The 13,670-nt window shown below is 69.4% G+C and carries 13 protein-coding genes and 1 tRNA gene; 6 read left to right on the top strand and 8 right to left on the bottom strand.

The features are described 5' to 3' along the window. Positions 1-150 precede the first annotated feature (150 nt). Entirely contained in the window at positions 151-1,206 is a 1,056-nt protein-coding gene (locus OG496_RS22825) for a LacI family DNA-binding transcriptional regulator (RefSeq protein WP_405972213.1), read from the top strand. A gap of 64 nt (positions 1,207-1,270) precedes the next feature. Beyond that, positions 1,271-2,056: a serine/threonine protein kinase gene (locus OG496_RS22820; protein WP_405972212.1), complete on the top strand. Its 786-nt coding sequence runs from the start codon at positions 1,271-1,273 to the stop codon at positions 2,054-2,056. Here OG496_RS22820 and OG496_RS22815 read toward each other — a convergent pair. The 5 genes from OG496_RS22815 to OG496_RS22795 form a co-directional block, all read right to left on the bottom strand. Beyond that, on the bottom strand, positions 2,028-2,525 hold the full coding sequence (locus OG496_RS22815; protein WP_405972211.1) for a GNAT family N-acetyltransferase: 498 nt from the start codon (positions 2,523-2,525) through the stop codon (positions 2,028-2,030). The two genes, OG496_RS22820 and OG496_RS22815, sit on opposite strands and share 29 nt — an antisense overlap. Before the next feature lie 64 nt (positions 2,526-2,589). Continuing rightward, positions 2,590-2,662, bottom strand: a tRNA-His gene (locus OG496_RS22810). Positions 2,663-2,744: 82 nt separating this feature from the next. After that, positions 2,745-3,347, bottom strand: a complete 603-nt coding sequence (gene orn, locus OG496_RS22805; RefSeq protein ID WP_405972210.1) for an oligoribonuclease — start codon at positions 3,345-3,347, stop codon at positions 2,745-2,747. A gap of 120 nt (positions 3,348-3,467) precedes the next feature. After that, positions 3,468-4,730, bottom strand: a complete 1,263-nt coding sequence (locus tag OG496_RS22800) for a helix-turn-helix domain-containing protein (RefSeq protein ID WP_405972209.1) — start codon at positions 4,728-4,730, stop codon at positions 3,468-3,470. A gap of 386 nt (positions 4,731-5,116) precedes the next feature. Continuing rightward, positions 5,117-5,461 (bottom strand): hypothetical protein, encoded by a 345-nt coding sequence (locus OG496_RS22795; RefSeq protein ID WP_405972208.1) that lies wholly within the window; start codon positions 5,459-5,461, stop codon positions 5,117-5,119. A 321-nt stretch (positions 5,462-5,782) separates the two neighbouring features. On the opposite strand from OG496_RS22795, the gene OG496_RS22790 reads away from it, so the two are divergent. Next, complete coding sequence (locus OG496_RS22790) at positions 5,783-6,310, top strand: universal stress protein (protein WP_019065779.1); 528 nt, start codon at positions 5,783-5,785, stop codon at positions 6,308-6,310. A gap of 129 nt (positions 6,311-6,439) precedes the next feature. Further along, positions 6,440-7,003: a GPR1/FUN34/YaaH family transporter gene (locus OG496_RS22785; protein WP_366490639.1), complete on the top strand. Its 564-nt coding sequence runs from the start codon at positions 6,440-6,442 to the stop codon at positions 7,001-7,003. A 141-nt stretch (positions 7,004-7,144) separates the two neighbouring features. Here the strand turns inward: OG496_RS22785 and glmS are convergent, their stop codons facing one another. Next, positions 7,145-8,962 carry a glutamine--fructose-6-phosphate transaminase (isomerizing) gene (gene glmS, locus OG496_RS22780; RefSeq protein WP_366490640.1) on the bottom strand — a complete coding sequence of 606 codons (1,818 nt, stop codon included), beginning with the start codon at positions 8,960-8,962 and terminating at the stop codon, positions 7,145-7,147. Positions 8,963-8,974: 12 nt separating this feature from the next. Then, entirely contained in the window at positions 8,975-9,232 is a 258-nt protein-coding gene (locus tag OG496_RS22775; protein WP_366490641.1) for a hypothetical protein, read from the bottom strand. Between the two features lie 165 nt (positions 9,233-9,397). Here OG496_RS22775 and OG496_RS22770 point away from each other — a divergent pair, with 165 nt between their 5' ends. Continuing rightward, entirely contained in the window at positions 9,398-10,972 is a 1,575-nt protein-coding gene (locus tag OG496_RS22770) for a purple acid phosphatase family protein (RefSeq protein ID WP_399391870.1), read from the top strand. A 71-nt stretch (positions 10,973-11,043) separates the two neighbouring features. Here OG496_RS22770 and OG496_RS22765 read toward each other — a convergent pair whose 3' ends face one another. Beyond that, positions 11,044-11,922 carry a DUF4429 domain-containing protein gene (locus OG496_RS22765; RefSeq protein ID WP_405972207.1) on the bottom strand — a complete coding sequence of 293 codons (879 nt, stop codon included), beginning with the start codon at positions 11,920-11,922 and terminating at the stop codon, positions 11,044-11,046. A gap of 95 nt (positions 11,923-12,017) precedes the next feature. On the opposite strand from OG496_RS22765, the gene OG496_RS22760 reads away from it, so the two are divergent. After that, positions 12,018-13,607 carry a beta-N-acetylhexosaminidase gene (locus tag OG496_RS22760; protein WP_405976684.1) on the top strand — a complete coding sequence of 530 codons (1,590 nt, stop codon included), beginning with the start codon at positions 12,018-12,020 and terminating at the stop codon, positions 13,605-13,607. The last annotated feature ends 63 nt before the right edge of the window (positions 13,608-13,670 follow it).

The following is a 13,670-nucleotide window of genomic DNA, read 5'->3' as shown; positions in this document are numbered from 1 at the left end:
GACGCGGAGAGATGCGTTCAGTTATTCGTCTGTTAGCTAACCGTGGGGAAGGCGGGGATTCGGCCGGAGGCGGGGCTCCTCACGCCCCTCTTCCCTGATCAGGACTGTTACATTCCAGGCCAACGGGTGGGTCGACAGGAGGCGGAGCCAATGGCAGGCCACGGAGCGCGGAGCCGGAGTGGCGGCCGGCCGACCCTGGAGGAGGTCGCGGCGCGCGCCGGTGTGGGCCGCGGCACGGTCTCCCGGGTGATCAACGGTTCCCCGAGGGTCAGCGACGCGACCCGCGCGGCGGTGGAGGCGGCGGTGGCCGAGCTGGGCTACGTCCCCAACACGGCCGCACGTGCGCTGGCCGCGAACCGCACCGACGCCATCGCCCTGGTCGTCCCCGAGCCGGAGACCCGCTTCTTCGCGGAGCCGTACTTCTCGGACATGCTCAAGGGCGTGGGCGCCGAACTCTCGGAAACCGAGATGCAGTTGTTGCTGATCTTCGCGGGCAGCGACCGCGAACGGGAGCGCCTGGCCCAGTACTTGGCGGCCCATAGGGTGGACGGCGTCCTGCTCGTCTCGGTCCACGCGGACGACCCCCTCCCGGACCTGCTGGCCCAGTTGGAGATCCCGGCGGTGATCAGCGGCCCGCGCTCGGCGGCGGAAACGCTCACGTCGGTCGACTCGGACAACTACGGCGGCGCGCGCTCCGCCGTGGAACACCTGCTGTCCCGAGGCCGGACGCGCATCGCGCACATCACGGGCCGCCTGGACGTGTACGGCGCCCAGCGCCGCGTGGACGGCTACCGCGAGGCACTCCTCGACGCGGGCCACGAGATCGACGAACACCTCATCCAGCTGGGCGACTTCACGGAGGAGGGCGGCCGCCGGGCGATGAAGGAGTTGCTGGCCCGCCGCCCCGACGTGGACGCGGTCTTCGCCGGCTCGGACGTCATGGCGGCGGGCGCCCGCCAGGTCCTCCGCGAGGAGGGCCGCCGCATCCCGGACGACGTGGCCCTCGTCGGCTACGACGACTCGGCCATCGCCCGCCACATGGACCCGCCCCTCACCAGCGTCCGCCAGCCGATCGAGGAGATGGGCCGAGCGATGATCGACCTGTTGCTCGCGGAGATCGCGGACCGGCGGCCGGCCACGTCCCGGGGACTTGAGCGCCGACAGGCGGTCCTGGCAACGGAGTTGGTGACGCGGGCGTCGTCCTGAAACGTGGGGCGCGTTCAGGGATTTCCGCTCCCCGCCCGGCCCTCCACCGTCCAGGCTGGGTCCCATGACACCCCGTCCCCACCCGCTCCTGACCGTCGACAGGATCCCCGCGACCGAGCCCTACCTCCGCACCGTGGGCAAGGTGTTCCGAGCCTTCCGCGAACAGGACTCCGGGTGCGTCTCCTACGGTGTCCAACTCCCGGACGGGGAACGCTGGTTCGTGAAGGAGGCGACAACTCCCGCCGCCCAGGCCTCACTTGACGGCGCCTGGGCCTTCCACCGAGCCGTACGGCACCCGGCGATCGCCCCGCAGCTGCACCGGATCGCCGTGGCGGGCAGTGGACGTACGGCGGTCGTCATGCCCTGGCATCACGGCGAGTCCCTCTACGGGCCCGCCCGCGCCCGCTTCCGGGCCCTGCCCCTCGCCTCCGTCCTCCGCGCGGTCGACCGTGTGCTGGACGCGCACCTCGCGGTGGAGGCCGCGGGGATGGTGGCGGTCGATCTGTACGACGGGGCGTTCCTCTACGACTTCGGAGGCGACGTCCTCCACCTCGTCGACCTCGACGAGTACCGCCCCGGCCCCTTCGTCCTCCAGAGCGACCGACTCCCGGGCTCCGCCCGCTTCATGGCCCCCGAGGAGTGGCACCACGGCGCCCGCATCGACATCCGTACGACGGTCTACGCCCTCGGCCGCACCGCCCGCCTCCTCCTCGACGCCGGTGACAGCGAGCGCGCCTGGCGGGGTACGGCGGGTCAACTCGCCGTGCTGGAAAGGGCAACCCGTGCCGATCCCGCCGAACGGTTCGCGGGCGTACGGGAGTTCACGGACGCGTGGCGCGCTGCCACCTGATCTCGCCGTCCTGCCACTCGTCGGTCGGCGTCAGGCCCGCCGCCGTGGCGACCGCCGCGGACGCCCGATGGTCCGGGTGGATGTGCGCGACGACCGTAGGAACCGCCTGTTCTCCGAGCCAGGACACCAGGCCCCGCGCCGCCTCGCTCGCCAGGCCGCGGCCCTGCCAGGGTGCGCCCACCACCCAGGCGATCTCGGCCCCGGACCCGGTCACGGTGGCCTGGACGGTGCCCGTGAGGCGGGCTTCGGCGCGGAGGCGGAGGACCCAGTTGAGCCAGGAGACCGCCGGGTCCGGGGAGCCGGCGACCAGGCGCTCGTAACGGGTGCGAAGGGCGGCGGGAGTGAGGGGAGCCCCGCCGGTGAAGGTGTGGAGCGCCGGGTCGGAGAGGACGGCGGCCATCTCGGTGGCGTGCTCCGCGCGGAGGGGGAGGAGGTCGAGACGGGGGGTGCGGATGCGCGCTGGGTACATGGGAGGCTCCGGAAAACGAATCAGCCGGTGACCTCGTTTCCGAAGTCACCGGCTGATTACTCAGGGTGAGTGACGGGACTTGAACCCGCGACTTCCTGGACCACAACCAGGTGCTCTACCAGCTGAGCTACACCCACCATGCCCGGTCGTTCACTCTGAAAGTTTCCGACCGGCCGAGAAAAAGTGTACAGGGTCCGAAGGGGTGCTCGCGCCCGCCTTTTACGAGGTGGGCACGACGTGCTTGGCCGCGATCGTGCGGGCCGTCTCCGAGTCGGGGCCGGGCTGCGGGACGAAGATCGCCTCGCGGTAGTAGCGCAGCTCGGCGATGGATTCGCGGATGTCGGCGAGGGCGCGGTGATTGCCCTTCTTCTCGGGGCTGTTGAAGTACGCCCGCGGGTACCAGCGGCGGGCCAGCTCCTTCACCGAGGACACGTCCACGATGCGGTAGTGGAGGTACTCCTCCAGCGTCGGCATGTCACGGAGCAGGAAACCGCGGTCGGTGCCGACCGAGTTGCCGCACAGCGGGGCCTTGCCCGGCTCCTTGACGTGCTCCCGGATGTACGCCAGGACCAGCTCCTCCGCGTCGGCCAGCGTCGTACCGCCGGCCAACTCGTCGAGCAGGCCGGATGCGGTGTGCATCTGGCGTACTACGTCCGGCATCGTCTCCAGCGACTGGTCCGGCGGGCGGATGACGATGTCCACCCCTTCGCCGAGCACGTTCAGCTCGGAGTCGGTGACGAGGGCGGCCACCTCGATGAGAGCGTCGTCTGACAGCGAGAGGCCGGTCATCTCGCAGTCGATCCACACCATGCGATCGTTCATGTGTCTAACCTTAAGGTGCGTGCCGCCCGGCTGAGCCGACCGTGCGCTGACCTTGTGCCGCCGGTACATGCGGAAACCCCCGGAGATCTCCTGCGAGAGACCTCCGGGGGCGTGCGGTTGCTACGTCGCGCTCCGCTGGCTGGGCAGACTCGCGGCCCGGCTTGTGGCGTACGCCTCACGGCCGTTCTCCGCCGAGGAGGCCGACGCGGACGCCGTCGCCGACAGCGCGCTCGCCGCCGTACGGCGGGTCTGCATCGGGACCGGGCCGTCCGGGTGCAGCGCGGGCGGCAGCCCGGCCGGACCCAGGGACGCCGGACCGCCGGGCTGGCCGGGAGCGCCGTCGCCGTCCACCTGCTTGTCGCCCTGGGGCCTGCGGGCGCGGTACGCGGCCCGGTAGGCGGCGGGCGACGAGCCCAACTGGCGCCGGAAATGGCCACGCAGAGCCACCGGCGAGCGGAAGCCGCAGCGACCCGCGACCTCGTCCACCGAGTAGTCCGACGTCTCCAGCAGACGCTGCGCCTGGAGCACCCGCTGCGTGATCAGCCACTGCAGGGGAGCGCTCCCGGTGAGCGAGCGGAAGCGGCGGTCGAACGTACGCCTGCTCATGTACGCGCGTGCCGCCAGCGTCTCCACGTCGAACTGTTCGTGGAGGTGCTCCAGCGCCCAGGCGACGACCTCCGCGAGCGGGTCGGCGCCGATCTCCTCTGGTAAAGACCGATCGAGGTAGCGCTCCTGACCGCCGCTTCGGCGCGGCGGGACCACCAGGCGCCGGGCGAGCGCGCCGGCCGCCTCGTTGCCGTGGTCCGTCCGCACGATGTGGAGACAGAGATCGATTCCGGCCGCCGTACCGGCGGACGTCAGCACGTCCCCGTCGTCGACGAAGAGTTCCCTCGGATCGACGTGCACCGACGGATAGCGCTTGGCCAGCGTCGGCGCGTACATCCAGTGGGTGGTCGCGGGACGGCCGTCCAGCAGACCCGCCGCGGCCAGCACGAAGGCGCCGGTGCACAGGCCGACGATGCGGGCCCCTTCTTCGTGCGCCCGGCGGATGGCGTCGAGTGCCTCCTCCGGCGGCGGCGAGGTGATCGACCGCCAGGCAGGCACGACGACGGTGCCCGCCCGTGAGATCGCCTCCAGGCCGTGCGGTGTGGTGAGTTCCAGCCCGCCGGTCGTACGCAGCGGTCCTTCTTCGCCACCGCACACAAGAAGGCGGTAGCGCGGAACTCCGGCGTCCTGCCGGTCGATTCCGAACACCGACAGCGGTATGGAACTCTCGAAGATGGGGCCGCCGCTGAACAGCAGCACCGCGACGATCTCCTTGCGGCGTCGCCCGGAAAGTTTCCGGGCCGCGGCTTCCGGCGCGGCAGTGGAGTCGTGGCTCATACTGCTAAGCCCCCCTCGGTGGTCGCGTCGCCCCTATCTTGTCGGGCTTGTCGCTCCAGCACGTTTCCCCTCGGTCCTGCACGAGTCCCCCGCCGTAAGACGTCAAGATCGAATCTACTGTGTCCAGTGGTGCCGGGGTGACCAGTTCGGCAACCGGCACATTGTCGACATGGCAACTTGGCGTGAAGCATTCGATCACGAAGCGTTGCACTCGTGGGCCGTGCAGGGAAGTGCGCCTCGTCTTAGTGGCCAATCCCCGTAGGGTGCGCAAGGCCCCCCAGACCCTTTCGGTGCAGGTGGAACGGGGGTTGGGGGGTGGTTCGGACAACAGATGCGCGGTGGCCGGAAGTTGGCTGAAAAGCGTCGGGCGCGTGCGCGGAAACCGGTCAGTCGACCGGTGCACTTCCCCCGGCGTGCCGCCCGCCCCTGTGCGCCCCCGCCGCGGCCCGGTGGCGGTGGCCGCGGTGCGAGGAGTGTTCTTCGGCCAGCGGCGGTGCCTGCTCCTCGGGCAGCAGCCGGGCCTCGCCCTGTTCGGAGCGGCGCAGCAGCACCCGGCAGGCGGCGGTGACGGCCGTGAGACCCAGGGCCGTACCGGTGGCGCCGGCGAACGAGGTGCCGTACCAGAGGAGGACGAGGGGGACGAGGACGCAGCTGAAGACCGCCCAGCGGACCACGTCGGTGGCGGTGTCGTGGCTGGGGTGTGTCTCGGAGGTCGTGCGGTGTCCGGACATGGCGTGCTCCCTGGGGCGGCGGCTCGCCGGGTTCAACGCGTGTTCGATGCGTCGGTCACTGTAGGGCAGTCCATGGAGGGACATGGACGCCTGCGGATAAGTGAATCCTGTGCAAACCGCCTGTACGGGGCAGCAACCATTGCGTTACGGGCGCCCCCTCGTGCATGCTCCGGGGAACTCCGCCGGAGCATGTGCGGGATATGGGCTAAGGAGGAGTGCCGCCGTACCCTTGGGGGTATGGGGTTGGGAAGATGATTCCCGGACACAGCTCCGCCGCACCCTGTTGTCCCCTCCCAAGAGGATCAAAAAGCCGAGACACCCATGGCCGGTCACGAATCTTTCGAACCAGCGGACCGCAAGCGCCCCGTCGCCGACCCCACGGCGGCCGAGCCCCTGGCGGCGGAACAGCCACGTCATTCCTGCGATCCAGCCTTCAAGCACGGAGTGGTCGTCGGCTTCGACGGCTCCACGTCCAGTGAACGTGCCCTCGCGTACGCGATCGGCATGGCCCACCGCTCGGGCTCGGGCCTGGTCATCGTGCATGTCGCGAACCGGCTGCCCACCACGGTGTGGGCGGGCTGCGAGCCACCGGTCTTCGTCGATGTGCCGGACCACCGCACCGAGGTGCTGGGTCTGGAGCTGGCGTGCGCCGAGTACTTGGCGGAAGTGCCCTGGATCCTTGTCGAGCGCGGTGGCGACATCTGCCATGAACTCGAAGAGGTGGGGCGGGAGTACGAGGCGGACGCGATCGTCGTGGGCTCGACCCACGGCATCGTCGGACGCATCTTCGGCTCCGTCGCGGGGCGGCTCGCGAAGCGGGCGCAGCGGCCCGTCGTCGTCATTCCCTGACTCGTCGGCCCGTCGGTCGAACTCACAGGTGAGCTCCCGAATTCGCCGCTGTGCAGAGGTGTTTGTGTCCTTGTGAAGGGCATATATCGGTCACACCGCACAACCGCACATGCATGAAGGGAGCCCGCCGTGGACAATGACGTCTCTGCGGGAAGCACCACCTCGATCGTCGGCCGACTCGCCCTGGGAATCACCCTGTTGGCCTTCGGGCTCGGGTACACGAATGTCATCAACGGGGTCTCCACGGCTGACGCCGTGTCACTGGCCCACTATGTGGGCGGAGTTGCCCTCTTCGTCGTCGGACTGCTCGCGTTCCGCGAGGGCGACACGGCGGCCGGTACGGCGTTCACCGCGTTCGGCGCGCTCTGGTTCACCTGGGCCGTCTCCGCGGGCAACTCCGTGTCGGACAACGCGGCGGGGCTGTTCCTGGTCCTGTTCGCCCTCGTCGCCCTCTCCGTGACCCTCGCGGGCGGCGACCAACTCACCCAGGGCACCTACGGGTTGTTCTTTGTTTCCCTCGTGCTTCTCGCGATCGCCCAGTTCGCCGGGAACGATGGGCTGGGCAAGGTCGGGGGGTGGTTCGGTGTCGCTGCGGGGGCTGTTGCCTGGTACTCGGCGACTGCGGCGTTGGCTCACTGGCCGACGGCGCTCCCGCGGCGGGCTGCTGGTCGGGGCGTGACGGCGACTGGCTGATCGGCAGCGGAAAGGCCCCCCACGTGTGTGAGGCAACACGTGGGGGGCCTTTCAGTTCGTTGGCCTCTGCGGGGCGGTGGGGGCTTGTCGCGCCCACGCGGCGGAGCCGCAGATTGATACGGCCCCGAGCCCCTAAAACCTCTACTCGACCGTGACCGACTTCGCGAGGTTGCGCGGCTTGTCGATGTCCCGGCCCAGCGCCAACGCCGTGTGGTAGGCGAGGAGTTGGAGCGGAATCCCCATCAGGATGGGATCCAGTTCGTCCTCGTTCTTCGGGACGACGATCGTCTGGTCGGCCTTTTCCTGGTGCTGGTGGGCCACCGCGAGGATGCGGCCGCTGCGGGCCTTGATCTCCTCCAGGGCGGCGCGGTTCTTCTCCAGGAGGTCGTCGTCGGGGACGATCGCGACCGTGGGGAGGGCCGGCTCGATCAGGGCGAGGGGGCCGTGCTTCAACTCCGAGGCGGGGTAGGCCTCGGCGTGGATGTACGAGACCTCCTTGAGCTTCAACGAGGCCTCGCGGGCCACCGGGTAGCCGCGGACCCGGCCGATGAAGAGCATCGAGTGGGCCTCGGCGTACTCGGCCGCCAGCTTCTTGATCTCCTCCTCCTGGTCGAGGATCTCGGAGATCTGGGCCGGCAGCTTGCGCAGGCCCTCGATGATGCGCTTGCCGTCGCGGACCGAGAGGTCGCGGGTGCGGCCGAGGTGCAGGGCCAACAGGGCGAAGGCGACTGTGGTGTTGGTGAAGCACTTGGTCGAGACGACGCAGACCTCGGGGCCCGCGTGCACGTACATGCCGCCGTCCGCCTCACGGGCGATCGCCGAGCCGACGACGTTCACCACGCCCAGCACCCGGGCGCCCTTGCGCTTCAGCTCCTGTACCGCCGCCAGGACGTCGTACGTCTCACCGGACTGGGAGACCGCGATGTACAGGGTGTCCGGGTCGACCACCGCGTTGCGGTAACGGAACTCCGAGGCCGGCTCGGCGTCCGCGGGGATGCGGGCCAGCTCCTCGATCATCTGGGCGCCGATCATGCCCGCGTGGTACGAGGTGCCGCAGCCGAGGATCTTCACGCGGCGGATCTGCCGAGCCTCGCGGGCGTCCAGGTTCAGGCCGCCGAGGTGCACGGTGGAGAAGCGGTCGTCGATGCGGCCGCGCAGCACGCGGTCCACGGCGTCGGCCTGCTCGAAGATCTCCTTGTGCATGTAGGTGTCGTGGCCGCCCATGTCGTAGGAGGCGGCCTCCCACTCGACGGTGGTCGGCTCGGACGTGGTGCTGGTGCCCTCGGTCGTGTATGTCCGGAAGTCGTCGGCCTTGAGGGTGGCCATCTCGCCGTCGTCCAGCGTCACTATCTGGCGCGTGTGCGTCACCAGTGCGGCGATGTCCGAGGCGACGAACATCTCCTTCTCGCCGATCCCGAGGACCACCGGGGAACCGTTTCGAGCCACCACGATGCGGTCGGGGAAGTCGGCGTGCAGAACGGCGATGCCGTAGGTCCCCTCGATCACCCGGAGGGCGTCGCGGACCTTGTCCTCCAGCTTCTCCTGCTGCGAGCGGGCGATGAGGTGGGTGAGGACCTCGGTGTCCGTCTCGGAGAGGAACACGACGCCGTCCGCTTCGAGCTTCTTCCGGAGGTCCGACGCGTTGTCGATGATGCCGTTGTGGACGACGGCGACCTTGCTGTCGGCGGACAGGTGCGGGTGGGCGTTCACATCGGAGGGGGCGCCGTGCGTGGCCCAGCGGGTGTGGGCGATTCCGGTGGTGCCCTTGAAGCGTGCCGGGACCTTGGCCTCCAGGTCACGGACCCGGCCCTTGGCCTTGACCATCTTCAGGCCGGCCGTCTTGGGGGTCGTCACGACGATGCCCGCCGAGTCGTAGCCGCGGTACTCCAGCCGCTGCAAGCCCTCCAGCAGAAGCGGAGCAACGTCACGCTTGCCGATGTATCCGACGATTCCGCACATGTATGAGCATTCCTAGCCGTAGACGATGCGGCGCAACTGCCTGAGCGTGAGCTCCGGCGGTGCGACCGCCCGGTATTTCAGGTCCGCCTCGATCCGGTCGAAGATCGTCGCGTTGACCAGGCCCTGGGCCTGGAGCTCGCGGTGGCGGCGACGGACGTAGACCTCGGTCGTCTCGTCGAAGTAGGCGAGCACGTCCTGGATCACCCGCAGTGCCTCGCCCCGGCTGAGGGGGGAGGAGCGCGTCAGATGATCAACGAGTTCGTCGTGCACCTGGATGATCCTGGGGTACCGAAGGACGGTTTGCAAGAATCCTGCCCGATATCGGGCAACGGCCTGTTGAAAGTCTTATGGGGCTCTGTTCGTAAGCTGTCCATCCTGTGTCTTGCGCACCGTTGCTCATGTCGACGAGTTTCAGACGCCATGGACATTCCTCGTATGGGCGTACCCGCGGAGCTCGCAGAGCGCATGAGCATGGCGGAGCAGCACGAGTACCTGCGCGCGAGATTCTCGCGGCGCACGATGATCAGAGGCGGTGCCGTCACGCTCGGCGCCGTCGCGGGTGGCGTGTTCGTGCCGGGCGGTATCGCCCAGGCGGCCGTCCCCACCCAGGCCACCACCAAGACCACCCCGGCCACCGAGTCGGTGAACGGGGCCCTCGTCTCCCCGTTCGGCCGGCACCTCGCCTTCGGCAACGACCCGAGCACGGAGGTGACGGTCTCCTGGCAGGTCCCGACCGACGTCAAGAAACCGTTCGTCCGGATCGGCGCGCACCCCTGGGACCTCTCCCACAAGATCGAGGCCGAGGTGCGCTCCCTCTACACCCCGGCGGGCGTCGGCGCGAGCGGTGACCACACCCAGTACTACCTGCACGCCAAGCTGACCCACCTGCGCCCGGGCAGGACCTACTACTACGGCGTCGGCCACGCGGGCTTCGACCCGGCCGAGGCCCACCTGCTCGGCACCCTGGGCACCTTCACCACCGCCCCCGACCGCGCCGTGCCGTTCACCTTCACGGCCTTCGGCGACGAGGGCGTCGGCTACCACGGCCTGGCCAACAACAGCCTGCTGCTGGGCCAGAACCCGGCCTTCCACCTGCACGCCGGCGACATCTGCTACGCCGACCCGGCGGGCGCGGGCCAGACCGCCGACGCCGGCTTCGACTCGCGCACCTGGGACCTGTTCCTTGCGCAGACCGAGTCGGTCGCCAAGTCCGTGCCGTGGATGCCCGCCTACGGCAACCACGACATGGAGGCCTGGTACTCGCCCAACGGCTACGGCGGCGAGGACGCCCGCTGGAACCTGCCGGACAACGGCCCCGACAAGGCGAACCTGCCGGGCGTCTACTCCTTCGTCTACGGCAACACGGCGGTCATCTCGCTGGACGCCAACGACGTGTCCTTCGAGATCCCGGCCAACCTCGGCATCTCCGGCGGCACCCAGACCAAGTGGCTGGAGGCGCAGCTCAAGAAGTACCGCGCGTCCCGGGACATCGACTTCGTGGTGATCTTCTTCCACCACTGCGCGTACTGCACCTCGACGGCGCACTCCTCGGAGGGGGGAGTGCGCAACGAGTGGGTGCCGCTGTTCGAGAAGTACACGGTGGACCTGGTCATCAACGGCCACAACCACCAGTACGAGCGCACCGACGTCATCAAGAAGAACGCGGTCGTCAAGAAGCTGCCGATCGGCGGCACGGCGTACCCGGAGACCGAGGGTGTCGTCTACGTGACGGCGGGCGCGGCCGGCCGCAGCCTGTACGCGTTCTCCGCCCCGGACTCCTACGAGGGTCACGTCGCCGACCTCGACTCGGTCGCCGCCTTCGTCAACACGAAGGACGGCAAGGTCAACGAGACGGTCGCCTGGTCGCGCGTCCGCTACCTCAACTACTCGTTCCTGCGCGTCGACGTGCAGCCCGCCCACAAGGGTCGTACGGCGACCCTGACGGTCCGCGGCATCGCCGAGACCGGAGCCGAGATCGACCGCTTCACGGTCGCCCGCAAGGCCAAGTAGCCCTGAAGTAGTCCGAGTTGTGCCCAGAAGGCAGGGCGCCACTCATCCCGCAGGCGGTCCTCCCTGGATGGTCACATCCGTTTGAGGACCGCCTGTTTGGCCATCGCGAACTCCTCGTCCGTGAGCACCCCGTCCCGGTGCAGCTCCCCGAGTTCCCGCAACCGCCGCAGCAGCGCGTCGTGCCCGTCCTCCGTCGCGGCCGCCAACTGCCTTACGGGCTCGGGCTGTTCAGCTCGTACGTCCGTCTCGGCGGCCGGGTGCGGGAGGCGGGCCTGTACGGCCGCGGCGACCAGGGCCATCAGCGGGTCCTTCTTGAAGCCCCACAGTTCCACGGAGTTGGGGTCGTACTTGGGCGGTGCCTTGGTCGGCGCGTGGCGCACCGAGAAGCGGATGTAGCCGTTCTCCAGCCCGGCCGAGGGGCGCCACTCCACGCCGACGAGGTCCGTGACGGCGAGCGTGCGGGCGCCGGCGGCGGACTTGGCGTCCTCGGTCTTCCAGTTCCACTCCAGCCGGACGCGCTCGCCGTCGAAGCTCGCCGTGCCGTCCCCGGCGGACACCGAGAGCGGCACGGCGGGGCCCGGCAGCAGGTACGCGTCCACCGGGTCGGCCGGTACCTGGTCGAGCAGCAGGGCGTTGCGGACCTCGTCCACGAAGTACTCGGCGACGCCGTACCGGTCCGACTCGACGGGGAGTTGGTAGGGATCGTCGCCCTCGGTGAGCCGGCCGCCGGTGGCGTGCAGCAGCGGGTCGGCGCCGTCCCGCAGCCGCAGTCTCAACCGCCCCGACCTGCGACCCTGTTCGAAGGAGACGCCCGCCAACGCGCCCAAGGGGATGACGAGTTCACCGAGTGTCTTGCGGAACAGACCGACGTTCTTGTCCCGTCCGGGAGTCAGCCGCAGGGCGTCGCCGTCGAAGATCCAGGTGCCGTCCTTCTGGATGATTTCCGCCATGGGAGGGATTCTTCCACCGGTCAGGCGACAGAATGGTCTGTACCTGTCCGGGCTCAAAGGAAGTTCAAAGGAAGGGACCGCTCGTGAGACGCCTTGTGAGACAGCGCCACAGAACGACCCGCCTCCTCGGTTCGCTGCTGCTCGTCGCCGCCGCGAGCGTGTCCGTCGTCGGCGCCGCACCCTCCGCCGCGCCCGCCACCGCCACCCCGCTGGGCCGGGTGGTCCCGGCCCCCGCCAAGGTCACCCCTGCCGGGCATCCGTACAAGATCACGAGCAGCACCCGTATCCGCGTCGACGACACCCGGGAGTCACGCCGGATCGGCGAGTACCTCGCGGGCATCCTGCGCCCCTCCACCGGCTACCGGCTGCCGATCACCTCGCGCGGCAAGGGCGGCATCCAACTCCGCCTGGCCAAGGGCACGTTCGGCGCCGAGGGGTACCGGCTGAACAGCACCCCCGCCGGGGTCACCATCACCGCGAGCAGGCCCGCAGGCCTCTTCCACGGCGTGCAGACCCTGCGCCAACTCCTGCCCGCCGCCGTCGAGAAGAACTCCGTGCAGCGCGGCCCCTGGCAAATCGCGGGCGGCACCATCGAGGACTCCCCGCGCTACGCCTACCGGGGCGCGATGCTCGACGTCTCCCGGCACTTCTTCACCGTCGCCCAAGTCAAGCACTACATCGACGAGTTGGCGCTCTACAAGATCAACACCCTGCATCTGCACCTCAGCGACGACCAGGGCTGGCGCATCGCCATCAACTCCTGGCCCCGCCTGGCGACTTACGGCGGCTCGACCGAGGTCGGCGGTGGCGCGGGCGGCCACTACACGAAGGACGACTACAAGGAGATCGTCCGCTACGCCTCCTCGCGCTACCTGGAGGTCGTGCCGGAGATCGACATGCCGGGTCACACGAACGCCGCCCTCGCCTCCTACGCCGACCTGAACTGCGACGGCGTCGCGCCCCCGCTCTACACGGGCACGGACGTCGGCTTCAGCTCGCTGTGCGTCGGCAAGGACCTCACCTACAGCTTCGTGGACGACGTGATCCGTGAACTGGCCGCGATCACCCCGGGCCGGTACATCCACATCGGCGGCGACGAGGCGCACTCCACCAGCCATGAGGACTACGTCAAGTTCATGGACCGGGTGCAGCCGATCGTCACCAAGTACGGCAAGACGGTCATCGCCTGGCACCAGATCACCGGCGCCCACCCCGTGAAGGGTGCCCTCGCCCAGTACTGGGGTCTCGACGACACCGACGCCGCCGAGAAGGCACAGGTCGCCGAGGCCGCGAAGAACGGCACCGGGCTGATCCTCTCGCCCGCCGACCGCGTCTACCTCGACATGAAGTACACCGAGGACACCCCGCTCGGCCAGGACTGGGCAGGGCTCGTCGAGGTCAAGCGGTCCTACGACTGGGACCCGGGCAACTACCTTGCCGGGGTGCCGAGTTCGGCGATCAAGGGGGTCGAGGCGCCGCTGTGGTCGGAGACGATCGTGACCGGCGCGAACATCGACTACATGGCCTTCCCCAGGCTGCCGGGCGTGGCCGAGCTGGGCTGGTCGCCGGCCTCGACGCACGACTGGGACACGTACAAGGTGCGGCTCGCGGCACAGGCGCCGCGCTGGGACGCGCTCGGGATCGACTACTACCGGTCGCCCCAAGTGCCCTGGCCCGCGGGCTAGTTGACGCGGAAGGCTGCTGAGCCACGGCAAAAGGGCGGGCACCCCGGGGGACCGTACCCCGGG

It is taken from the genome of Streptomyces sp. NBC_00988 (assembly GCF_045162645.1).
Taxonomy (GTDB): Bacteria; Actinomycetota; Actinomycetes; order Streptomycetales; family Streptomycetaceae; genus Streptomyces.
This window is presented reverse-complemented; position numbering and strand designations above follow the sequence as displayed.

Excerpts from the sequence above, each read along its gene's own strand:
- OG496_RS22825 (WP_405972213.1), top strand. The coding sequence starts at position 151 with ATGGCAGGCCACGGAGCGCGGAGCCGGAGTGGCGGCCGGCCGACCCTG.
- OG496_RS22820 (WP_405972212.1), top strand. The coding sequence starts at position 1,271 with ATGACACCCCGTCCCCACCCGCTCCTGACCGTCGACAGGATCCCCGCG.
- OG496_RS22815 (WP_405972211.1), bottom strand. The coding sequence starts at position 2,525 with ATGTACCCAGCGCGCATCCGCACCCCCCGTCTCGACCTCCTCCCCCTC.
- orn (WP_405972210.1), bottom strand. The coding sequence starts at position 3,347 with ATGAACGATCGCATGGTGTGGATCGACTGCGAGATGACCGGCCTCTCG.
- OG496_RS22800 (WP_405972209.1), bottom strand. The coding sequence starts at position 4,730 with ATGAGCCACGACTCCACTGCCGCGCCGGAAGCCGCGGCCCGGAAACTT.
- OG496_RS22795 (WP_405972208.1), bottom strand. The coding sequence starts at position 5,461 with ATGTCCGGACACCGCACGACCTCCGAGACACACCCCAGCCACGACACC.
- OG496_RS22790 (WP_019065779.1), top strand. The coding sequence starts at position 5,783 with ATGGCCGGTCACGAATCTTTCGAACCAGCGGACCGCAAGCGCCCCGTC.
- glmS (WP_366490640.1), bottom strand. The coding sequence starts at position 8,962 with ATGTGCGGAATCGTCGGATACATCGGCAAGCGTGACGTTGCTCCGCTT.
- OG496_RS22770 (WP_399391870.1), top strand. The coding sequence starts at position 9,398 with ATGGGCGTACCCGCGGAGCTCGCAGAGCGCATGAGCATGGCGGAGCAG.
- OG496_RS22765 (WP_405972207.1), bottom strand. The coding sequence starts at position 11,922 with ATGGCGGAAATCATCCAGAAGGACGGCACCTGGATCTTCGACGGCGAC.